Origin of the sequence: Klebsiella sp. C360 (assembly GCF_048822415.1) — a bacterium.
Lineage (GTDB): Bacteria > Pseudomonadota > Gammaproteobacteria > Enterobacterales > Enterobacteriaceae > Klebsiella > Klebsiella quasipneumoniae.
This window is the reverse complement of record NZ_JBMEZZ010000012.1, coordinates 45,501-68,466: the sequence shown is the minus strand read 5'-3', so window position 1 is coordinate 68,466 and position 22,966 is coordinate 45,501. Positions and strand designations below refer to the sequence as shown.

Genomic DNA, 22,966 nt, shown 5'->3' with positions numbered 1-22,966 from the left:
GCTAAAACTCAAACTGATAGAGCAAATCGAGCGCCTGGTCGATGCCAGACACCGCTTCCACATATAGCTTAGGCATCAGGCGATAACGTAAAGTCAGCGTCGCCAGGGAATCGAAGATACCGACCCCGTATTTTACCTGCAGACCCGGCAGTACATAGCCGCTGACCACCACCTGGGAAGAGTCGCCTACCCCTTCGGTGTCCAACGCCAAATTGCTTACGCCAAACGTCTCGCCGATTTTACCCACAACCTGACCACTTTGTGCAACCCCCATACCAATAAGCATTGAGGTCATCGCGGCGCTATCGCTCTGTCCGCTGCTCAAACCCTGGCCGCGCAGCAGATAAGACAGCGCTTCCTGCTGGGACATAACCGGGTCGGAGAAGATCTCCGCTTTCGGCTGATCGGCGGAGCCGGTGACGCGAACGCCGGCGATCACGTCGTCTTCGGTGGCATCCGGGTTACGAATCGCTTCGATATTCAGCAACGGCTGATCCGGCGGACCGGAGAACAGCAGCTCCCCTTTGCGCACAATCAAATCCTGGCCATAGGCGTGGAAGCGGCCGTCCGGAATATTGATCTGCCCGTTGAGTCCCAGCCCCTGCTTGTCCTGCGCCACTTTCAGATCGCCGGTCAGACGCGCTTTCAGACCGAAGGCTTCCAGACGAACGTTGTTGCCGACGTGGATCGTCAGGTTGCTGTTGATCGGGATCCCGGCGCTCTGCTGCTTAATCGGCTTGAGGTTTTTGTCGAGCATCACTTCGTCCGACGACACGCCGACCGCGCTCTCCGGCACCTCGTTGACCACGATCCGCGCCCAGGGCACATCCACCTTGCCATCGAGGTTGAACAGGCTTGGCGTGGCGGTAAACACCACGTCCGGCGATACATCGAGACGGACCATCGGCGGCACGGTGATCCGCACCCGGCTGCCTTTCGCCGCAATTTGCGCCCGCCAGTTATCGATCTGCGTCCAGTCGGCGTTCCCGCTAAGGGCGATTTGCCCCTGACGGGTGTTCACCGTCCCCTGCAGGGTCGAGCGCGTACCGTTGAAGTTCATCGCCAGCTGGCTCGGCTGCATATCAAACGGCATAAAGTTGCCGTCGATATCCACCCCGCTTAGCTGCATCTGGCCGAACAGCTGTGGACTTTTCACGTTGCCGCCCAGGCGCAGACGGGCGTTGAGCCGTCCCTCCGCCTTTTCACCGCGGGCGAAAATCGGGTTGATCATCGCCAGCGAGAAGTTGCTGATATTGACGTTGCCGCCGAGGTTACGCCGCCCCTGCGGGTCGGTGACCTGCACCTGCCCATCCAGCTGGCCATTGTTGGTCAGGCGGATAAGCCAGCCCAGCTCCGCGCGATTGTTGTGCAGATCGGCGCTGAGGTTCAGCGTATCGAACGCCACCGGCAGCGGAGCGTCATTGACCACCTGGGTCACTTTGACGTTGCGCCCGCTGAGGGTCACTTTACCCTGCGGCAGCCCCTCTTTGGTGGTGTCCCAGCTGACATCGGCATTACCGGTAAACACGCCGCTGGCCTGGGTCGCCTCCGGCATAAACGGCTTAAGCATCGCCAGGTCGAAGCGGTTGAGATTCACCCGCGCCCGCCCGCTGGCGCCCGCGTCAATGGTCTCAGGCACGCAGAGTTCGGCGTTCGGGTTGGTCCAGCAGTGTGGCCCGATGCTGATTTTCTGCTCCTGGTTACGGTAGTCCAACGCAATACTGCGCGTCAGCGCTACTGGTCCCACCGGCGTCTGGAAGCGGGTATCGCTTAGCGCGCCTCTCCAGCGCTCGGCCTGACGATCGAAGCTGCCCGCCAGCGCCAGCTGGCCGGAAACCGGATCGCCCTGCACCCGCAGCCGCAGCTCATGCTGCTTCTCAGTGCCTTTGGCATTGAGCTGCACCAGGCTGATATTCACCCCCGGCTGGCTGATGCGATCCACCCGCACGTCCAGGTTGCCGCCAATCTGATCGGTGGATTTCACATCCCCTTTGACGTTGACCTGGGCGATGCTCAGCTCCTGCCAGCGCAGCGCCCGGGCGGTGATGTCCGCCAGCAGCTGCGGCGCATCGACAGTGCCGCGCACTTTCACCAGCCCCTTCGCCGTCCCGCCAAGCCCCGGCAGCGCATTATCCAGGTGCGGCGCATCGATGGTGGCGTCGAGATTCAGATCCTTCACCCCCAGCTCGCCTTTGATATCGGCGCTGTTCGGGCCTAACGCCAGATGCAGCCCCGGGATCTTCCACTGCAGATAGCTGTTGCCCTGCAGCGAGCCGGAGACATCCACCTTGTTCTGTTTCACGTTGCCGGTAATTTTCAGCTCCGGCACCGACATCTGCCAGCTGCCGCCGTACAGGCTGCCCTGGGTCTTGATCCTGCCGTTGAGCTTCGACGGCCAGTCCGGCACCTCTTTGGCGGTGTTGATGCCGTCGAGGGTCAGCTCGCCGCGCCAGCTGATCGCCTGCTGCCAGTCGAGGAGCGCCTTCAGCTCGGTTTTCCCTTCGAGGGCATTGACCGTCAGCTTGTCGAGATTGATCTGCCGCTCATTGCCTTTGGCGTTGAGGGCGATTTTCGCCGGCGGCAGCGACTGGCCTTTCACCGCGGTGGAGAAGGCCAGCGCGTAGTCGGTCATTTTGCCGCTGAACTTCAGCTGGACGTCGTCGGCCTGGAACTGCTTCTCGCCGCTGAACGGCCAGGCGAGCTGCTTGCTCTTCAGCTCCATATTGAGCGGCAGCCCGGCCTCCGCCAGCTGCGCGTCCGCCCGCAGCGTGGCCGCTACCGGCCCGCTTAAGTCCACCCCGACCTTAAGCGTTTTACGTATCTCGCCGCCCACCTTCAGCTGCACTTTCTCCCCTTTCATCGGGTCGACGTTCAGCGTTCCGGCGAGGGTGATGTCTACCGGCCAGTTATCCTGCAGCTGGGCGCTGCCCGAGGCGGTGACTTTGCCCTGATCGGAGTCGATATCGAGGGCGTCGAGCTTCATCTGCCCGTCGATACTGCTGACTTTCAGCAGCAGGTTATACACGGTGATATCGGTATCGCCGGTGAGGCGCAGCTGCTCGCCGCGGAACGCCTCAATATTGAGGTTCAGCGGCAGATGGACGTCGGTCATCGCCGGCAGCACCGGCTGCGAGAAGAGGTCGGTCATCGTCTCGCCGAGCGGTTTTTCCTGCGGCTGCGGGTTGTCGATTTTCGGTTCAACCACCTGCTCCTGCGCTACTTTCGCCACCTTCGGCAGGGCGATCAGCAGCCCCTGCAGCGAGGTCGGCGTCAGGGTCAGGTTTTTCTCCTGCCAGTTCAGGCCGGTGGAAAAATCGCGCACAGAGACCGCGGTATCGTCGATTTTGACGTTGACGTTATGCAGCGCGACGCGGCTGAGGGCGATCGGATAAGGGGTGGAGAGATTCAGCGGCCCGCTGTCCTCTTCCTCGACCGGCGCAGAGGGCGGCATCTTCTTCGTATCGACGGCGACGTAAATATCGCGCAGCGAGATGTCGTTTACGCACAGACTGCTGTCCCACAGGCAGCGCAACCTGACGCTAAGATGAAACTGGCCGGCGGTGACCGCCACGCCGGGCTGCTCATAGCGGACATTATCGAGGGTTAAATCACGCCAGCCGCCGGTCACTTTGCCGATTTCCAGCCCCGGTACCCAGCGATCCGCCGCTTTGAACACCAGATGCAAGCCGGTGGTGGTGCCCACCAGGAACCCGACGGTGCCCAGCAGGAGGACCAACACGATTAAGACGCCGAGGCTTATCTTCTTCCATAAACTCATAATTCAGGCCCCAGACCGATGTAAAACTGTAAACCATGCTCTTCTTTGTCGCCGATGGGCCGGGCGATATCCAGCTTGATCGGCCCCACCGGCGACTGCCAGCGCACGCCCACCCCGGCGCCGGTTTTGAAATCACTTTCGCGAATATCGCTGACCGCTTCGCCGCTATCGACAAACACGGCGCCCCACCATTTGCCGCTGACGTTGTACTGATATTCCAGCGAGCCGGTGGCCAGCTTCGAGGCCCCGATCAGCTTGCCGTCATCGTCCTTCGGCGAGATGGATTTGTATTTATAGCCGCGAATACTGCGATCGCCCCCGGCGAAAAAGCGCAGGTCCGGCGGCACCTTGTCAAAGTTGTCCGCTTCGATCCAGCCCAGGTTGCCGCGCACCACAAAGCGGTGGCGGTCATAGAGGGTACGGATCCAGACGTCCTGGGCCTGCATCACGATGAAGTTGATGTCCGAGCCCCACATGGTGTTGGAGTAGTCCACCGAGTAGCGCTGGGAATCGCCCCAGGTGGGCATCAGGCCGCCGCGGGAGCGAGTACGGTTCACCGAGACCCCGGGGTAAATCAGCATGGTGGTGTTGGTGACGTTCGCCTGGGTAAAGTGGTCCAGGCTCCAGCGCAGGTTGATCGCCCGCTGCCAGCCGCTCGACATCTCCCAGAAACGCGACAACCCAAGGGTAGTGGAGTCGGCCTGGGTGTCATTGAGATCGGTACGCTTAAAGCCGCCCTGCATCAGATAGTACTGCTCGAGCGGGCTCTTGAGCAGCGGGACTTTATAGGTGAAGTCGAACTGCTGCTCCGGGGCGGAGAGGCTGACGCTGGAGGTCAGGCTGTGGCCATAGGAGTTCATCCACGGTTTTTTCCACGTAGCTTTTACCCGCGGACCGACGTCTGTGGAGTACCCAACCCCGGTTTCCACGGTGTTCTCTTTGCGTGGCGAGACAACGCCCTGCAGAGGCAGCACCTTGGTTTTCCGTGACTTAGCAAAATCAGGCGCCACCACCACCGAACTGAACCACCCGGTCGCCGCCAGGCGGCGGTTTAGCTCTGCCAGGTCCTGAGAGGTGTAGTAGTCGCCCTCTTTAAACGGCACGAGGTTTTGCAGGTATTCATCACGGATTTGCGATCCGGAGAAGGTGACGTGGCCAAAGCGATAGCGTTCGCCGCTGTCGTAATCGATATCCCAGAACGCCTGATGGCGGTCGAGGGAGACCCCCAGCTGGCTTTTATTGAACTCGCTGTCAAAGTAGCCTTTGCGCAGGGCGACGCGGGTCAGGGAGCTCTTGAAACCGTCGTAATCGCCGTGGTTGAGCACCGTCCCGATGGCCGGGCGGGTTTTCAACAGCGCCAGATAGTCGCTGTCGGTGCGGGCGCCGCCGCGCAGAATCACCTCGGTGCCGCCAATGCGCACCGGCTCACCCGGGGTCACTTTGGCGATCAGCACCTGACGGCCCCTTTTCGGCGGCGGACGAAGATCAAATTCAATCGTCGGCTCGTAATACCCCAGCGCTTTCAGACCTTCGCGAATGGCGTCATCGACGCGCGCGCGAAAGCGACGATCCGGCGTGACCTCATCACTCTGGATGGTGGAAAGCTGGGCGCGAACGTTTTTCTCCAGCTCCCCGGATAATCCTTCAACCTGCAAACGCACATTCGCTGCGCTGGCGATCCCGCTGACCAGCAAAAGGCTGGTGACACATAACTGGCGGATTTTTAGCACATTTTCTCCTGAATATCCCTGTTTCCCCCTACAGGAAACACTGGCGCCGCTCCACGGCTTAACAAAACCCTAACAACGTAGGGTTGAAAAAGTGGCAATAACCCAAATAATTCTTATGTATTAATCTAGACGTATTACGCGTATTTATTGTGTTAAAAGACACGCTTCGTTACAACCTTAACGACGATTTCTGTATTGAGAGGCCCACCGTGAGTCTATTTGATAAAACGCATCTTGTCGCCCAGGCGGATGCGCTGCCTGGACGCAATACCCCGATGCCAGTGGCGACGCTCCACGCAGTTAACGGCCACTCGATGACCAACGTCCCGGCGGGGATGGAAGTCGCGCTGTTCGCCATGGGCTGCTTCTGGGGAGTTGAACGTCTGTTCTGGCAATTGCCGGGGGTTTACAGCACCGCCGCCGGCTACACTGGCGGCTATACGCCCAATCCGACCTATCGCGAAGTGTGCAGCGGCCAGACCGGTCACGCGGAAGCGGTTCGCGTGGTCTACGATCCGCAGGTCATCAGCTATGAGCAGTTATTGCAGGTGTTCTGGGAAAATCACGACCCGGCGCAGGGAATGAGACAGGGTAACGACCACGGCACCCAGTACCGTTCGGCGATTTACCCGTTGACGCCGGAACAGACGGAAGCGGCAAAGGCCAGCCTCGCGCGCTTCCAGGCGGCGATGAACGACGCGCACGATACCCGGCACATCACCACCGAGATCGCCACCGCCAAACCGTTCTACTATGCCGAGGACGATCACCAGCAGTATCTGTATAAGAACCCGCACGGCTATTGCGGCATCGGCGGCATTGGCGTCTGCCTGCCGCCTCAGGCGTAATTCTGATTTCCGCCTCAACAGCGAGGCGGTTAATGAACGCTCTGGCGGCTTTACATTCCCTTACGCTATACTACCCAGTGTGACAGCCGGTCCAGCGCCTTCGGACCGGTTTTTTATGTATTCCACATTTGAGTTATCAACTTCCCTTCCGAGGATCTGACCTCAACGGTCAGAAAAGATATGTTAAACAGTATTTTAGTAATACTCTGTCTGATAGCCGTCAGTGCCTTTTTTTCGATATCGGAAATCTCACTGGCCGCCTCACGTAAAATCAAACTGAAACTGCTGGCCGATGAAGGCAACGTCAACGCACAGCGGGTGCTGAAGATGCAGGAGAACCCGGGCACCTTCTTTACCGTTGTGCAGATTGGCCTTAACGCCGTCGCCATTCTGGGCGGTATCGTGGGCGACGCGGCCTTCTCCCCGGCGTTTTATAGCCTGCTCAGCGGGTATATGTCACCGGAGCTCTCCGAGCAGCTGAGCTTCATCATCTCTTTTACCCTGGTCACCAGCTTGTTCATCCTGTTTGCTGACCTGACTCCGAAACGCATCGGTATGATTGCGCCCGAAACCGTGGCCCTGCGCATCATCAACCCGATGCGCTTCTGCCTGTTAGTCTTCCGCCCGCTGGTGTGGTTGTTTAACGGCATGGCTAATATGATCTTCCGCATCTTCAAACTGCCGATGGTGCGGAAAGACGATATCACCTCCGACGATATCTATGCCGTGGTCGAGGCCGGCGCGCTGGCCGGGGTGCTGCGCAAGCAGGAGCATGAGCTGATTGAGAACGTGTTCGAGCTGGAGTCCCGCACCGTTCCTTCCTCCATGACCCCGCGTGAAAGCGTCATTTGGTTTGATTTACATGAAGACGAGCAGAGCCTGAAGAATAAAGTGGCCGAGCATCCGCACTCGAAGTTCCTCGTCTGTAATGAAGATATCGACCATATTATCGGCTACGTCGATTCCAAAGATCTGCTGAACCGCGTGCTGGCGAACCAGAGCCTGGTGCTGACCGGCGGCGTGCAGATCCGCAACACGCTGATCGTCCCGGATACCCTGACCCTCTCCGAAGCGCTGGAAAGCTTCAAAACCGCCGGGGAAGACTTCGCGGTGATCATGAATGAATATGCGCTGGTGGTCGGGATCATCACCCTCAACGACGTGATGACGACATTGATGGGCGACCTCGTCGGCCAGGGGCTGGAAGAGCAGATCGTCGCTCGCGATGAAAACTCGTGGCTGATCGATGGCGGTACGCCGATTGATGACGTGATGCGCGTGCTGGATATCGACGAGTTTCCGCAGTCCGGGAACTACGAGACCATCGGCGGCTTTATGATGTTTATGCTGCGTAAAATCCCCAAACGCACCGACGCGGTGAAGTTCTCCGGCTATAAGTTCGAGGTCGTGGATATCGACAACTACCGTATCGACCAGCTGCTGGTGACCCGCATCGATAACAAGCCAACGGTGCTGGTGCCCAAGCAGTCGGAAGCGGCGGAAAGCCAGAACGCCTGAGCATCATCTTTTCTCTCTCTTAAGGGCGGATGATCATCCGCCCTTTTTATTGCCCGAATGTGAAGCGGCTCACGCCCCTCTGCCGATAGCAGATTATTACTGCTCCATAGCGAAACGTTCATGACTCCCCCGTGCGCAAAAAGGTAACGTTGCTCGCGTCTACACGATCATATTCCTGAATAAAGGAAGCGAGGGTTACCATGATAACGTCGAATAAAAATTACTTTATCAGCTGTCTGTTTTTCCTGTTTTTCTTTATAGGCTGGGGATGCTGCTACCCCTATTTATCACTGTGGTTAACGGAAACCATCGGTATTAACTACACGGACGTCGGTCTGGTTTATTCTTTCACCGCCATTGTGGCCGTCTGCGTTCAGCCATTATTCGGTTTTATATCGGATAAGCTGGTGTATCGTAAGAATTTGATGTGGATGCTGGCGATCATTATCACCTTATTCGCCCCATACTGGATCTATGTCTTCGCGCCTCTGTTAAAAATAAATGTGTTCCTCGGCGCACTGGCTGGCGGCCTCTATATTGGCATGGCCTACGGCGCAGGCTGCGGGATTTGCGAAGCCTACATCGATAAGGTCAGCCGCGCCTCCGGCTTCGAATTTGGTCGGGCGAGGATGTTCGGCGGCATCGGCGCCGCGATCGGCACCTTTGCGGCAGGAAAGCTCTACGGCATCGATCAGAACATGATTTTCTGGCTGGCCAGCGCGGCAGGTGTCTGCCTGCTGGTGATTGTCTGGAAAATGCAGATCAGCACCCATCAGCAGCAGGGGCTACTGTCTGGCAAAACGTCTCCGGTCACCCTCCGCGATGCCGCCTCGCTGCTGAAAATTAAAAAATTCTGGTTCTTCGCGCTCTATGTGATTGGCGTGGGCGCGGTCTATGAAACCTATGACCAGCAGTTCGCTATCTACTACAGCCACTTTTTTGAGAGTAAAGCCCGGGGCGCAGAAGTCTTCGGTTATTTAACGACAGGACAGATTTTCCTTGATGCCGTCGTCATGTTCTTTGCGCCGTGGTTTGTGAATAAAATCGGCCCCAAAAATGCGCTGTTATACTGCGGGCTGATTATGAGCTTGCGCATTATCGGTTCCGCGTGGGCTATTGGCCCGATATCCATCAGCCTGATTAAACTTCTCCATGGATTTGAAAGCTCGGTGTTACTCGTCGCGGCGCTTAAATATATTACCGCTAACTTTAACCCCCTGCTTTCAGCGACGGTTTACTTAATTGGCTTTCAGTTTTCAAAAAGCTTTAGCTCTATTTTCCTCTCCACCGGCATCGGCCATATGTACCAGAGAATGGGCTTTACCAGCAGCTATATCGTGCTGGGAAGTATCGCCCTGTGCTTCACGCTCATTTCGTTTATCACACTGGATAAAGCGCGCGTGTTCTCTTCACAACCTGTGCCCGCGAATTAATGTCAGGAGGTAGTCTGCATGTCTCAGTTATTTTATGGCGTGGCGTATTACGATGAATATATGCCGGAAGATCGGCTGGCCAAGGATATTGCCTTAATGCGCGAAACCGGCATTAACGTGGTGCGTATCGCCGAGTCCACATGGAGTACGCTGGAGCCCGAAGAGGGCCAGTACAATTTCTACCATATCGACCGGGTGCTGGCGGCGATGCATGAGGCCGGCATCGCGGTCATCGTCGGGACGCCGACCTACGCGGTCCCGGCCTGGCTGGCGGCGAAACATCCCGATATTCTGGTCACCACCGTCACAGGGCAGCAAAAGTATGGCCCACGGCAGATCATGGATATCGTCAACCCGACCTTTCGCCGCTATGCCGAAAAAATTATCCGCACGCTGATGGCGCATGTGCAGCACCATCCGGCAATTATCGGCTGGCAACTGGATAACGAAACCAAGCATTACGACAATATCGGCCGCTATATGCAGGAGGGCTTTGTGCGCAGCCTGCAGGAGAAATATCCTGACCTCCGGCAGCTAAATCACGATTTCGGTCTGGATTACTGGAGCAACCGCATTGACCGCTGGCAGGATTTTCCGGCGGTGGAAAATACCATCAACGCCAGCCTCGCCTGCGCCTTTTTCCGTTATCAGCGCCAGCAGGTCACCGAGTATCTGGCCTGGCAGGCGGAGATCGTGCGCGAGTACGCCCAGCCGCACCAGTTCGTCACCCACAACTTCGATTTTGAATGGCGCGGTTACTCTTACGGCGTGCAGCCGCGGGTCGACCATTTTGCGGCAGCGCAGGCACTGGATATCGCCGGTGTTGATATCTATCACCCGAGCCAGGCGCACCTGACCGGGCGGGAAATCGCCTTCGGCGGCGCCATCACCCGCTCGCTTAAGCCCGGCCAGAACTACTTCGTGCTGGAAACGCAGGCGCAGGGTTTCGCCCAGTGGACTCCCTTCCCGGGCCAGCTGCGCCTGCAGGCGTTCAGCCATATCGCCTCCGGCGCCGCCATGGTCTCCTACTGGCATTGGCATTCGATTCATAACGCCTTCGAAACCTACTGGAAGGGGCTGCTCAGCCACGACTTCTCGCGTAATCCGACCTGGCAGGAGGCCACCACTATCGGGGCTGACTTTGCCCGCCTGTCGCCGCAGCTGGCGGAGCTGAAGGCCGAAAACGACGTTGCGCTGCTGATAAGCAATGAGGCAATGGACGCCCTTAACCAGTTCCGCCCCGGCGACGCCGAGGGCAATATTTATAACGATATTTTCCGCCGCTTCCACGATGCGCTGTATGACCACAATATCAGCCTCGATATCATCCACGACGTCAACGAGGAGACTTCTCGCTACCGGGTGCTGATCGTTCCCGGCCTGTACGCTGCCGATGATGGCCTGCTGGCGCGTATCAACCACTATATCGCCGAGGGCGGCAGAGCGCTTATCGGCTTTAAATCGGGCTTTAGCGATGAAAACGTCAAAGTGCGCCGCAGCGCGCAGCCTGGGATCCTGCGGCAGAGCTGCGGCGTCAGCTACAGCCAGTTCACCCTGCCGGAAGGGACAACGGTAAGCTCATGCTGCGCGGATATTGATTGCCGCAACGACAATCAGGCGGAGCTGTGGATGGAGCTGCTGACGCCCGATGCCGGGACCCGCACTCTGCTGCGCTATCAGCATCCGGCATGGGGCGAGTACGCGGCCGCCACCGAAGCGGATTATGGCCGGGGACGATCGATGTACGTTGGCTTCCTGCCGCAGAAGCGATTGATTAGCCAGCTGTTTGATGTACTCACTGCCGATCTCGCATTGCGCTCGCGCACTTCCGCCTATCGCTACCCATTAGTGGTCAAAAAGATGCGTAATCGCGCCGGGAAAACCATCCACTTCCTGTTCAATTACTCTGGCGAGACGCTCGATTTCGGTAGCGAAACGGCGGGGAACGACCTGCTGAGCGGGGAAACAGTGCGCTGCGGCCAGCCGTTGCGCCTCAGGGCATGGGAATTTACTATCATCGAAAGGTAATGACGCTGCGACGCTCAGGTGGGAGAGAGAATGGAACTTGATATCAATGAGCTACTCAATTTCTCGCCATTGATGAAAACCTTTACCTTCAATGCCTGGGTTGTCGCGGGCTTCACGCCGATCACCCGCGGCTCCAAACTGGACTACTACATTAATCGTCCGCAGGGGATGAAAGGTTACATCATCAATCTGACCCTGCGTGGCCAGGCGCGGGCGAAAGCGGGCGATGGCTTTCTTCTGTGTCGGGAAAACGATCTGCTGCTGTTTCCCCCCGGCGTGCCTCATCATTACGGCAGAGACGAACACAGCGAGTATTGGGACCATCTCTGGATCTACTTTATTCCCCGCCCCTACTGGATAGACTGGCTAAAATGGGACCAAACCACGCACGGCATCGGCAAAACGACCGTTGCTGACCCCGACCAGCTCCAGCACCTGCGCGATCTGTTCCATGAAGTGATACGCCACCACTCGGCCTCCGCGCCGCTGTCGGAAGCGCTGGCGATGAACGCCCTGGAAAGGTTGATCCTCCGCTGTTTTCAGCAACAGCCCATCAGCAACCGCCACGCCCACGATCCGCGAATTAACGCCGTCTGCGACTACCTTAACGCCCATATCGCGCAAGAGGTAAAAATCGAGACCCTGGCGGCGATGGTATTTATCTCTCCTTCACGTCTGGCGCACCTTTTCAAAAATGAGCTGGGGCAGACGGTTTACGCCTGGCGGGAAGCTCAGCGCATCAACCGCGCCAGGTGGCTCATTCAGAGCACCACACTCCCGCTTAACAAGATTGCCTTATCGGTGGGTTACAGCGATCCGGTCTATTTCACCCGCTTGTTCCGTAAACATAACGGCATTCCACCGGGGGAGTATCGCAAACGCTATGCGGAGATGAAGGGCTGAAAACATCAACGGCCCCCATCGGGAGCCGTCTTTTACCTACTACGTACTGCTACGTGTCAGGTTATGCCATCTCAGTTTGCAGACGCAACACCTGACGATTGACTTCGGACATCACTGACAGATGCAGCTTGTCCTTTACCTTCGGGATAAGGATTTTGCCCTTATCAAATTCAAATGCGCCAACGTCCTTGATGTACAACCGTCCACGAAACAGGATCTTCACGTACTTCGCCACTTGCAGCGGATTGTAGCGTTGGAAAATTTTCATTCTTCTCTCCTGCCAGGGTTACGCTCCTGTGGTGCCACAGTTAGCCCACGTATCGGGAGCGCAAATTTTAATGCCCTAAAACTATAGTCCAGAATCTCAGAGGGACCCAGTGTGTATAAGTTTATTTACCGTTTGATGACAATAATTCAGAATTTTCGTTTCGGACATACGATGAAGTAAGTATAAGTCGCCGTTTTTCGACTAATTTGTGCGTCAACACGCAAACTGGCATCCTCATTGCGGGTAATCGTCGCCAATCGCACTTATCATTAAACGAGACCAAGTGGTCGGATCACCTGCACAAAAATGATTAAGGATTCCGCATGACCCTACGTAGCATACTGGCCGCCTCGTTACTCCTCTTCCCGCTGCTGGCCTCAGCGCATAACTTTGTCGACGGACAGCGCGTGGCGCCGGTCGGCGTCGCGGATCGGGGCGAACTTATTCTGGATAATGATAAGTTTAGCTATAAAAACTGGAATAGCTCGCAGCTGGTGGGAAAAGTGCGAGTCATCCAGCACATCGCTGGACGCTCGTCAGCAAAAGAGAAAAATGCCAACCTGATCGAGGCGATTAAAGCGGCGAGCTTCCCACACGATCGCTATCAGACCACCACCATTGTCAATACCGACGATGCCATCCCGGGCACCGGCATGTTCGTACGCAACAGTATCGAGAGTAATAAACAGCTCTTCCCGTGGTCGCAATTTATCGTCGACAGCAACGGGCTGGTGCGGAAAGCCTGGCAGCTGGACGAGAAGAGCTCCGCGATTGTGGTGCTGGATAAGAGCGGGCGCGTACAGTGGGCCAAAGACGGCGCGCTCACCCAGCAGGAGGTGCAGCAGGTGATCGACCTGCTGCGTAAGCTGCTTAATAAATAGAGACCCGGAAGCCGGGGTTGAGGAAGGATTCACGCGGCGTGTAGTCGAGGGTTTTCCCCTGCCAGTCGTGAACATGCGCCCCGGCGGCGACCGCGACCGCATGGCCGGCGGCGGTGTCCCAGGTGCTGGTCGGCCCGAAGCGCGGATAGAGCTGGGCCTGACCTTCCGCCACCAGGCAGAACTTCAGCGAGGAGCCGATAGAGGTGGTCTGGTGCTCGCCCAGCTGCTCAAGGTACTCCTGCAGCTCCGGATCGTTGCCATGGGAGCGGCTGATCACCACCAGCGGCGGACGGGCATCGCGGACCTGGATCTGCTTGCGCACGCCGCACTCTTCTTTCCAGGCTTTGCCTTTTTCCGCGCTGTACATCACCTTCATTACCGGCGCGTAGACCACGCCCAGCGTCGGCTTGCCGTTTTCAATCAGCGCGATATTGACGGTGAACTCGCCGTTACGCTTAATAAATTCTTTGGTGCCGTCCAGCGGGTCGACCAGCCAGTAGCGCTGCCAGTGCTGACGCACTTCCCAGGCCGGCGGGTCCTCTTCCGACAAAACAGGAATGGTGGCATCCAGCGCCTGCAGGCCGCTGACAATGACTTTATGCGCCGCGATATCCGCCGCCGTGACCGGAGAATCATCTTTCTTGCTGGCGACGTTGATCGGTTGGTTTCCATCGTAAACTTCCATGATGGCATCGCCCGCGTTCCGTGCAAGCTGACATACTTGTTCTAACATTCTCCACCTCGTCTGGTTACAGTGGCGTTAACTCGTTGTTTTATTTATATCGCATCACCGCAAGTTCCGCTATCTGTGATAACGATGGCGGTTTCGCTGCCCACTTTTCTGGCAAGATTCACATTTCTGTAAGCAACAGAATATAAATACATTTTCTTCTGTGCTATCGCTCATAAAAAAAGGACGCCTCTGATGATTAAGTTTAGCGCAACGCTCCTGGCCACGCTGATCGCCGCCAGCGTCAGCGCCGCAACGGTCGACCTGCGGATCATGGAAACCACCGATCTGCACAGCAATATGATGGACTTTGACTATTACAAAGATGCCGCCACGGAGAAATTCGGCCTGGTGCGTACCGCCACCCTGATCGAACAGGCGCGGGCAGAAGCGAAAAACAGCGTACTGGTAGATAACGGGGATGTGATCCAGGGGAGCCCGCTGGGCGACTACATGGCCGCCAGGGGGCTGAAAGAGGGCGATGTTCATCCAGTGTATAAGGCGATGAACACCCTGAATTATGCCGTCGGCAACCTGGGCAACCATGAATTCAACTACGGCCTCGACTTCCTGCACAAAGCGCTGGCGGGGGCGAAATTCCCTTACGTGAACGCCAATATCATCGATGCCAAAACCGGCAAACCGATGTTCACCCCCTACCTGATTCAGGATACCCCGGTTCAGGACAGCGACGGTCAATCCCACACCCTGCGCATCGGCTATATCGGCTTTGTGCCGCCGCAGATCATGACCTGGGATAAAGCCAATCTTAGCGGCAAAGTGACGGTCAACGACATTACCGAAACCGCGCGCAAATATATCCCGGAGATGCGGGCGAAAGGCGCTGACGTGGTCGTGGTGGTCGCGCACTCCGGCCTCTCCGCCGACCCGTATCAGGCGATGGCCGAGAACTCGGTCTACTACTTAAGCCAGGTGCCCGGCGTTGACGCCATCATGTTCGGCCACGCCCACGCGGTGTTCCCCGGCAAAGACTTCGCCAACATTAAAGGCGCGGATATCGCCAGAGGGACGCTGAACGGCGTGCCGGCGGTAATGCCGGGAATGTGGGGCGATCACCTCGGGGTGGTCGATCTGGTGCTGAACAACGACAGCGGAAAATGGCAGGTGACTCAGAGTAAAGCGGAAGCGCGGCCAATCTACGACGCGGTGGCGAAGAAATCGCTGGCGGCGGAAGACGGCAAGCTGGTGGCGGTGCTGAAAGCCGATCACGACGCCACTCGCGAGTTCGTCAGTCAGCCGATCGGCAAGTCCGCCGACAACATGTACAGCTATCTGGCGCTGGTGCAGGACGACCCGACGGTGCAGGTGGTCAACATGGCGCAAAAAGCCTACGTCGAACACTACATTCAGGGCGACCCGGATCTGGCGAAACTGCCGGTGCTCTCCGCCGCCGCGCCGTTTAAAGTCGGCGGGCGTAAAAACGATCCGGCGAGCTTCGTGGAAGTGGAAAAAGGCCAGCTCACCTTCCGCAACGCCGCCGACCTCTATCTCTACCCGAACACCCTGGTGGTGATGAAGGTCAGCGGGAAGGAGGTCAAGGAGTGGCTGGAGTGCTCGGCCGGGCAGTTTAACCAGATAGACCCGGCCAGCAGCAAGCCGCAGTCGCTGATCAACTGGGACGGCTTCCGCACCTATAACTTCGACGTGATTGACGGGGTGAACTACCAGATCGACGTCAGCCAGCCGGCCCGCTACGACGGCGAGTGCCAGATGATCCATCCGCAGGCAGAGCGCATCAAGGGCCTGACCTTCAATGGCAAACCGGTCGATCCGCAGGCCACTTTCCTGGTCGCCACCAATAACTATCGCGCTTACGGCGGTAAATTCGCCGGCACCGGCGAAAGCCATATCGCCTTTGCCTCACCGGATGAAAACCGTTCGGTGCTGGCGGCGTGGATTGGCGCGCAATCGAAGAAGGATGGCGCGATCCATCCGGCGGCGGATAACAACTGGCGCCTGGCGCCGATCCACAGTAAGACACCGCTGGATATTCGTTTTGAGACCTCGCCTGGCGACAAAGCCGCGGCGTTTATCAAAGAGAAAGCCCAGTATCCGATGCGCCAGGTGGCCGCCGATGATATCGGCTTCGCCATTTATCAGCTGGATTTGAGTCAGTAATGCCTGTTCCCCGGTGGCGCTGCGCTTACCGGGGCTACAAACCGGAGCTGACGGGTAGCCCGGATAAGGCGCCAGCCGCTATCCGGGTACATCTCCCCGGTGGCGGGGCTACAGGGAGTGATACATTTTCACTCCCCGTGGCTCGCCAGCACCGCGGGCAGATTAACCTCGATCCAGTCCGCCAGGGCGGCCACCTTATCGCTCACCTGCAGACCGAGCGGCGTCAGGCTATATTCAACGTGCGGCGGCACCACCGGATAAGAGACGCGGTCGATAAAACCATCCTGCTCGAGGGCCTGCAGCGACTGCGCCAGCATCTTTTCGCTGACCCCGCCCATTTTGCGCCGCAGATCGCTGAAGCGATGGGTCCCCTCGCGCAGCGCCACCAGAATCAACACGCCCCAACGGCTGGTGACATGTTTAAGCACATCGCGCGACGGGCACTGTTCCGCAAACAGATTGCCGTTGCGCAGTTTATCACTCAGCGTCGGTTCGGCCATTTTCATACTTACCTTTTTGTACGTACTTACTAAAAGTTAGTTAAGGTGTTAGCTTACCACAACTGCCAATAAACACGAAGGAGAAGCCCCATGATCGCCCTTACCGGTGCCACCGGCCAGCTTGGCCACTACGTTCTGCAAGACCTGCTTAAAACCGTCCCTGCCAGCCAGATTGTGGCGATTGTCCGCAACCCGGCCAAGGCCCAGGCGCTCAGCCAGCAGGGCGTCGTCGTCCGCCAGGCCGACTATAGCGACGAAGCGGCATTGACCGCCGCGCTGCAGGGCGTGAATAAACTGCTGTTAATCTCCTCCAGCGAAGTCGGCCAGCGTGCCGTACAGCACCGCAACGTCATCAACGCCGCCAAAGCCGCTGGGGTGACATTCATCGCCTATACCAGCCTGCTGCACGCCGACACTTCGCCGCTGGGCCTGGCCGCAGAGCATATTGAAACCGAGCAGATGCTGGCCGACTCTGGCATCGCTTACGCCCTGCTGCGCAATGGCTGGTATACCGAAAACTATCTGGCCAGCGCGCCGCCGGCGCTGGAGCACGGCGTGTTTATCGGCGCCGCCGGCGAAGGTAAAATTGCCTCCGCTACCCGCGCGGATTATGCCGCCGCGGCCGCCCGCGTTATCGCCGGTGAAGGCCATGCAGGGAAAGTTTACGAACTGGCGGGCGATAACGCCTGGACGCTGAGCGACCTGGCTGCCGAGCTGAGCACGCACAGCGGGAAAAACGTGGTCTATCAGAACCTCAGCGAAGCCGACTTCGCCGCCGCGCTGAAAAGCGTCGGCCTGCCGGCGGGTCTGGCGGATATGTTGGCGGACTCCGACGTCGGCGCCTCGAAAGGCGGGCTGTTTGACGACAGCCACACCCTGAGTACATTGATTGGCCGTCCGACCACTTCCCTTGCCGAAAGCGTGAAAGGCATTCTGTAACCGCCCCTCTCAGCTTTTGCGGTTGCGTCCCGGCGGTTCCTCTCTCATATTGAAGAGATCAACCGTCGGGAGGCAGGCATGCAGGGCGTACCACCCCAATTTAGTGATGAAAAAGATCGTGCGCGCTTTCGCCATCTCGAACAGCTGCCCGGGGTGGAGCTTTACCACGCCCATATCTCCCGCTACGCCTTTGAACCCCATACTCACGAAGCCTTCGGCATCGGCGTGATTGAGCAAGGCGCCGAGCGCTTTCGCTACCGTGGCAGCCAGCATATCGCCGCCGCCAACGCTATTGTCACCATGAATCCCGACGAGCTGCACACCGGCGAAGCGGAAACCGCCGACGGCTGGCGCTACCGGATGATTTATCTGGAGCCGGACCGTCTGGAGGCTATCACCGGGGTGCGCGACTGGTGGTTCAGCGAGGTGGTCCGCGAGGATCCCCTGCGGTCCCGGCGGATTGGCCAGCTAATATATGGCCTGTGGCACAGCGACGATGCGCTGGCCCAGCAGGGAATGCTGCTCGACCTCATCGACACCTTCCGCCCTCTGGCCCACCATGCCTCGGCGCAGGGCGAGACAGGACATCGCTTCGACCGCGTGCGCGACTACCTGCACGATAACTACATGCGCCCCATCACCCTCGACGAGCTGGCTCAGGTGGCGGCGCTTAGCCCGTACCACTTTCAGCGCCAGTTTAAAGCCCACTATCATGTGACGCCCCATCAGATGTTGATGGCCATCCGCCTGTGGCGCGCCAAGGCGTTTCTCACCCACGGCATGCCCGCCGCCGAAGTGGCGATAGCCGTCGGCCTTACCGACCAGTCTCACCTGACCCGCGCCTTCACCCAGCGTTACGGCATTACGCCGGTACGCTATCAGAAGCAGGTCGCCAGGCGCTGATGCGCAATCTCATACAATATTCCCGCCCGCCCTCCTTCTACACTGCAGACAACCGTGATGACAATGGATGCAATGATGATTAGTGGTGTGTTGTACGCCCTGCTGGCGGGGCTGATGTGGGGATTAATCTTTGTCGGGCCTTTGCTGGTGCCCGAGTATCCGGCGATGCTCCAGTCGATGGGACGCTATCTGGCGCTGGGTCTGATCGCCCTGCCGCTGGCATGGCTCGGGCGCGCGCGTTTGCGCCAGCTGAGCCGGAACGACTGGTGGACCGCGCTGAGTCTGACGATGATGGGAAATCTTATCTATTACGTCTGTCTGGCCAGCGCCATTCAGCGCACCGGGGCGCCGGTCTCCACCATGATTATCGGCACGCTGCCGGTGGTATTGCCGGTCTTCGCCAATCTGCTCTACAGCCAGCGTGACGGAAAGCTGCCGTGGCGGCGCCTGTTTCCGGCGCTGGTCTGCATCGCCGTCGGCCTGATCTGCGTTAACGTCGCGGAACTGCGCCAGGGGTTGCCTGATTTTAGTCCGTGGCGCTACGGCTCCGGCATTGCGCTGGCACTGGGGTCGGTGGTCTGCTGGGCCTGGTATGCGCTGCGCAACGCCCGCTGGCTGCGGGAGAATCCGCATCAACCGCCGATGATGTGGGCTACCGCTCAGGCGCTGGTGACGCTTCCGGTTTCGCTGGCCGGTTATCTCGCCGCCTGCGCCTGGCTGCACGGTCAGCAGGCCGGGTTCCCCCTGCCCTTCGGCCCGCGCCCGGCGGTGTTCATTACGCTGATGCTGGCCATCGCGGTGCTCTGCTCATGGGTCGGCGCGCTGTGCTGGAATATTGCCAGTCAACGGTTGCCGACGGTGATCCTCGGGCCGCTTATCGTTTTCGAAACCCTGGCCGGGCTCCTGTATACCTTTCTGCTGCGACAAAGCTTACCGCCGCTGTTAACCCTGAGCGGGATCCTGCTGCTGGTGCTCGGCGTGGTCTCCGCCGTACGCGCCAGGCCGGACAAACCGACGTTGCAACCGCTGACGCACGAAAAAAAGTAGCCGGGCCCTCTTAAGGGGTATTCCCTCGCCATAAAGATGCATTTAAAATGCATCTTATATTCCTGATGACGAGGTAACTGCTATGGCTTTCCGTGACCAACCTTTAGGCGAGCTGGCGCTGACCATCCCGCGCGCCTCCGCCCTGTTCCGTCAATACGATATGGACTACTGCTGCGGCGGCAAACAGACGCTGGCGCGCGCCGCATCGCGTAAAGCGCTGGATGTCGCGGTGATCGAAGCCGAGCTGGCGAAACTGGCCGAGCAGCCCGTCACCCACGACTGGCGCGCGGCGCCTCTCGCGGAGATTATCGACCATATCATCGTTCGCTATCATGATCGGCACCGCGAACAGCTGCCGGAGCTGATCCTGCAGGCCACCAAGGTGGAACGGGTCCATGCCGATAAACCGAACGTGCCGAAAGGGCTGACGAAGTACCTGACCATGCTGCAGCAGGAGCTCTCCAGCCACATGATGAAAGAGGAGCAGATCCTGTTCCCGATGATCAAACAGGGGATGGGCGCCCAGGCCGGGGGCCCCATCAGCGTGATGGAAAGCGAGCATGACGAAGCGGGGGAACTGCTGGAGGTGATCAAACATATCACCCATAACGTGACGCCGCCGCCGGAAGCGTGCACCACCTGGAAAGCGATGTATAACGGTATCAACGAGATGATTGACGATCTGATGGAGCACATCAGCCTGGAAAATAACGTGCTGTTCCCGCGTGCCCTCGCAGGAGAATAACGAAAAAGGCGCCCGCAGGCGCCCTCGACATTGTCCGTCTTATTTGGCCACTCCGGGTGGCCTTTTTTATGACGGTCCGTTGCAAGCAACGTTAAAATGCTCTTTTATTTCGCCAGACGTTTTTTGCCGGCAAACAGCCAGCCCGCACCCAGCAGAACGAACCACAGCGGGGTGACCATCAGCGCTTCACGGGTGTCATCTTCGAGGGTCAACAGCACCAGTACGAAGACGAAGAAGGCCATGCACACCCAGCACATTAATTTGCCCAGCGGCATCTTATATTTGGACTTCTCGTGCAGCTGCGGACGCTTTTTACGGTAGACCAGATAAGAGCAAAGGATAATGGTCCAGACGAACATGAACAGGATCGCCGACACCGTGGTGATCATGGTGAACGCGGCGATCACGCTCGGGTTGACCATCAGCATCACCACACCGCCCAGCAGGCACATGCAGGAGAAGGTTAAGCCCTTCGCCGGCACCGCACGCTTCGACAGCTTGGCGAACATCTTCGGCGCCTGACCATCCTGCGCCAGACCGAACAGCATACGGCTGGTGGAGAAGACGCCGCTGTTGGCCGATGAGGCTGCGGAAGTCAGCACCACGAAGTTAATCAGGCTCGCCGCCGCCGGCAGACCAACCAGCACGAACAGCTCAACGAACGGGCTCTTGCTTGGCACCACGGAGCTCCACGGCGTCACCGACATAATCACAATCAGCGCGAAGACGTAGAACATAATGATACGCAGCGGGATGGAGTTAATCGCCCGCGGCAGGGATTTTTCCGGGTCTTTGGTTTCGGCCGCGGTGGTACCGACCAGCTCAATCCCCACGAAGGCGAATACCGCAATCTGGAAGCCGGCGAAGAAGCCGCTCAGCCCTTTCGGGAACCAGCCGCCGTCATTCCACAGATGCGCGAAAGAGGCTTCGACGCCGGTCGGCGATTTGAAATGCATCATGACCATCACCAGGCCGACCACGATCAGCGCCACGATGGCGACGATTTTGATCATCGCGAACCAGAACTCCATTTCGCCAAACATTTTGACGGTGGCAAGGTTCAGGCCCAGCAGCAGCAGGATCACTGCCAGCGACGCGACCCAGTCGGAGAGTCCGGGAAACCAGAACTGCGCGTAGGCAGTGATCGCCACCACGTCCGCCATCCCCGTCACCACCCAGCAGAACCAATAGGTCCAGCCGGTAAAGTAGCCCGCCCAGGGGCCCAGCAGATCGGCCGCAAAGTCGCTGAAGGATTTATATTCGAGGTTCGACAGCAGTAATTCGCCCATGGCTCGCATAACGAAAAACAGCATAAAACCGATAATCATATAAACAAAAATAATGGATGGCCCGGCAAGGCTGATGGTTTTGCCAGAACCCATAAATAATCCAGTGCCGATCGCCCCGCCAATTGCAATCAGCTGAATATGTCGGTTTGTGAGATTTCGCCGTAGCGACTGTTCAGTCGGCTCCTGCTCGACAGCAGCGACTTTAACCTGATCTACCATGTGATTTCTTCCTGTTGTACCTGTCTGTGTTGTTCAGGCTCTGATGGCCTGTCGTCTGTCATTAACCCCAGCAAGGGCTAGTCGATATTAGGTAAGAATCGGAGGGATGAATACTATGATTTAGATATAATGTTAATTTTATGTTTAAAGTGAGTGTTATATCACTCATCTAACGCGAAATAGCTCACAAAAATACACCCATACGCGATGAATGCAAAACATAATTCCAATTAATTTTTAACTTAAGGATTTTACGCTATTTTTGTGGCTTCCCCCGCCGCCGGGGAAGAGGAAGCCTCTGCTGTTTAGATAATATCCAGCAGTTCAACTTCGAAGATCAGAGTGCTGAACGGAGGAATCGACGCGCCAGCGCCGCGCTCGCCGTAGGCCAGGTTGTGCGGGATGGTCAGTTCCCATTTGGAACCTACCGGCATCAGGGTCAGCGCTTCAATCCAGCCGCCGATTACGCCGGTCACCGGGAACTCTGCCGGTTCGCCGCGGGCGACGGAGCTGTCGAAGACGGTGCCGTCGATCAGTTTCCCGGTGTAGTGCACGCGTACGCGGTCGGTACGGGCCGGGATCGGACCTTCGCCCTGGGTCAGCACGCGGAACTGCAGACCGGACTCGGTGCTGTTCACACCCTCTTTCTCGCGGTTTTCATCAAGGTATTTCTGGCCGTCAGCGGCCATCGCCTGGAAACGCTCGCGACGCACGGCGTCGGCGCGCTCGTGGATTTCACGCAGCGCACGGTGGACGGCTTCTACCGGCACCTGCGGCTGGTTACCTTCCAGCGCATCGGCGATACCCGCCACCAACGCTTCCGGCAGCAGCCCCTGCAGGCCGGATTCGCTCAGCTGTTGTCCAACCTGCAAGCCGATACCGTAACTTGCCTGCGCTTCGATAGTGTCAAAAGTTGGGGTTGCCATCTTTGTTCCTTTTTTGGGTGATAAACATCAAGAGAAAAGCGTCCGGAAGCATAACAGCCATAGCGAAATGGGTAAAACTTTGTCGGCGGATGATGACAAATCTCAGCGAAAAAGAAACAATAGGCGGCATCAGGTTAACTTC

General features: G+C 58.0%; 18 protein-coding genes. 11 read left to right on the top strand and 7 right to left on the bottom strand.

Going from position 1 to position 22,966, the window contains the following annotated elements; translation table 11 throughout:
- Window position 1: 1 nt before the first annotated feature.
- Window positions 2–3,778, bottom strand: a complete 3,777-nt coding sequence (tamB, locus tag ACOI7D_RS23175; RefSeq protein ID WP_048296487.1) for an autotransporter assembly complex protein TamB — start codon at window positions 3,776–3,778, stop codon at window positions 2–4.
- A complete protein-coding gene (tamA, locus tag ACOI7D_RS23170; protein ID WP_023291743.1) occupies window positions 3,775–5,508 on the bottom strand; it encodes an autotransporter assembly complex protein TamA in 1,734 nt (577 codons plus the stop codon). Before tamA ends, tamB begins: the two co-directional genes overlap by 4 nt.
- A 209-nt stretch (window positions 5,509–5,717) precedes the next feature.
- On the opposite strand from tamA, the gene msrA reads away from it, so the two are divergent.
- From msrA to araC, 5 genes are all read left to right on the top strand, one after another.
- A complete protein-coding gene (msrA, locus tag ACOI7D_RS23165; RefSeq protein ID WP_002886721.1) occupies window positions 5,718–6,356 on the top strand; it encodes a peptide-methionine (S)-S-oxide reductase MsrA in 639 nt (212 codons plus the stop codon).
- 180 nt (window positions 6,357–6,536) lie between these two features.
- Window positions 6,537–7,874: a hemolysin family protein gene (locus ACOI7D_RS23160; protein WP_023291742.1), complete on the top strand. Its 1,338-nt coding sequence runs from the start codon at window positions 6,537–6,539 to the stop codon at window positions 7,872–7,874.
- A gap of 200 nt (window positions 7,875–8,074) precedes the next feature.
- A complete protein-coding gene (locus ACOI7D_RS23155; RefSeq protein ID WP_032454642.1) occupies window positions 8,075–9,307 on the top strand; it encodes an oligosaccharide MFS transporter in 1,233 nt (410 codons plus the stop codon).
- A gap of 18 nt (window positions 9,308–9,325) precedes the next feature.
- On the top strand, window positions 9,326–11,335 hold the full coding sequence (locus ACOI7D_RS23150; RefSeq protein WP_060592146.1) for a beta-galactosidase: 2,010 nt from the start codon (window positions 9,326–9,328) through the stop codon (window positions 11,333–11,335).
- Window positions 11,336–11,365: 30 nt separating this feature from the next.
- Window positions 11,366–12,238, top strand: coding sequence for an arabinose operon transcriptional regulator AraC (gene araC / locus ACOI7D_RS23145; RefSeq protein ID WP_023291739.1), 873 nt, complete (start codon window positions 11,366–11,368; stop codon window positions 12,236–12,238).
- A gap of 61 nt (window positions 12,239–12,299) precedes the next feature.
- Here araC and ACOI7D_RS23140 read toward each other — a convergent pair whose 3' ends face one another.
- Entirely contained in the window at window positions 12,300–12,506 is a 207-nt protein-coding gene (locus ACOI7D_RS23140; RefSeq protein ID WP_002886707.1) for a DUF1107 domain-containing protein, read from the bottom strand.
- Between the two features lie 323 nt (window positions 12,507–12,829).
- Here ACOI7D_RS23140 and ACOI7D_RS23135 point away from each other — a divergent pair, with 323 nt between their 5' ends.
- Window positions 12,830–13,387, top strand: a complete 558-nt coding sequence (locus ACOI7D_RS23135) for a YtfJ family protein (RefSeq protein ID WP_023291738.1) — start codon at window positions 12,830–12,832, stop codon at window positions 13,385–13,387.
- Here ACOI7D_RS23135 and cysQ read toward each other — a convergent pair.
- Window positions 13,377–14,120 carry a 3'(2'),5'-bisphosphate nucleotidase CysQ gene (gene cysQ / locus ACOI7D_RS23130; RefSeq protein ID WP_023291737.1) on the bottom strand — a complete coding sequence of 248 codons (744 nt, stop codon included), beginning with the start codon at window positions 14,118–14,120 and terminating at the stop codon, window positions 13,377–13,379. The two genes, ACOI7D_RS23135 and cysQ, sit on opposite strands and share 11 nt — an antisense overlap.
- 192 nt (window positions 14,121–14,312) lie before the next feature.
- Between cysQ and cpdB the strand changes: the two genes are divergently transcribed.
- Window positions 14,313–16,256: a 2',3'-cyclic-nucleotide 2'-phosphodiesterase gene (cpdB, locus tag ACOI7D_RS23125; protein ID WP_109546721.1), complete on the top strand. Its 1,944-nt coding sequence runs from the start codon at window positions 14,313–14,315 to the stop codon at window positions 16,254–16,256.
- Window positions 16,257–16,384: 128 nt separating this feature from the next.
- Here cpdB and ACOI7D_RS23120 read toward each other — a convergent pair whose 3' ends face one another.
- Entirely contained in the window at window positions 16,385–16,756 is a 372-nt protein-coding gene (locus ACOI7D_RS23120) for a winged helix-turn-helix transcriptional regulator (RefSeq protein WP_032429258.1), read from the bottom strand.
- A gap of 90 nt (window positions 16,757–16,846) precedes the next feature.
- Here ACOI7D_RS23120 and ACOI7D_RS23115 point away from each other — a divergent pair, with 90 nt between their 5' ends.
- The 4 genes from ACOI7D_RS23115 (at window position 16,847) to ytfE (ending at window position 20,390) form a co-directional block, all read left to right on the top strand.
- The gene (locus tag ACOI7D_RS23115) at window positions 16,847–17,695 is read left to right on the top strand and encodes an SDR family oxidoreductase (protein ID WP_048296478.1); all 849 of its coding nucleotides are present in this window, start codon (window positions 16,847–16,849) and stop codon (window positions 17,693–17,695) included.
- 78 nt (window positions 17,696–17,773) lie between these two features.
- Entirely contained in the window at window positions 17,774–18,598 is an 825-nt protein-coding gene (locus tag ACOI7D_RS23110) for an AraC family transcriptional regulator (RefSeq protein ID WP_023291733.1), read from the top strand.
- A gap of 75 nt (window positions 18,599–18,673) precedes the next feature.
- A complete protein-coding gene (locus tag ACOI7D_RS23105) occupies window positions 18,674–19,645 on the top strand; it encodes a DMT family transporter (protein WP_117127866.1) in 972 nt (323 codons plus the stop codon).
- Window positions 19,646–19,727: 82 nt separating this feature from the next.
- Window positions 19,728–20,390, top strand: a complete 663-nt coding sequence (ytfE, locus tag ACOI7D_RS23100) for an iron-sulfur cluster repair protein YtfE (RefSeq protein WP_032454637.1) — start codon at window positions 19,728–19,730, stop codon at window positions 20,388–20,390.
- A 104-nt stretch (window positions 20,391–20,494) separates the two neighbouring features.
- Here ytfE and cycA read toward each other — a convergent pair whose 3' ends face one another.
- Both cycA and fklB read right to left on the bottom strand, forming a co-directional pair.
- Entirely contained in the window at window positions 20,495–21,898 is a 1,404-nt protein-coding gene (cycA, locus tag ACOI7D_RS23095) for a D-serine/D-alanine/glycine transporter (RefSeq protein ID WP_023291730.1), read from the bottom strand.
- A gap of 305 nt (window positions 21,899–22,203) precedes the next feature.
- Window positions 22,204–22,824, bottom strand: a complete 621-nt coding sequence (gene fklB, locus ACOI7D_RS23090) for an FKBP-type peptidyl-prolyl cis-trans isomerase (RefSeq protein WP_002886687.1) — start codon at window positions 22,822–22,824, stop codon at window positions 22,204–22,206.
- Between the last annotated feature and the right edge of the window lie 142 nt (window positions 22,825–22,966).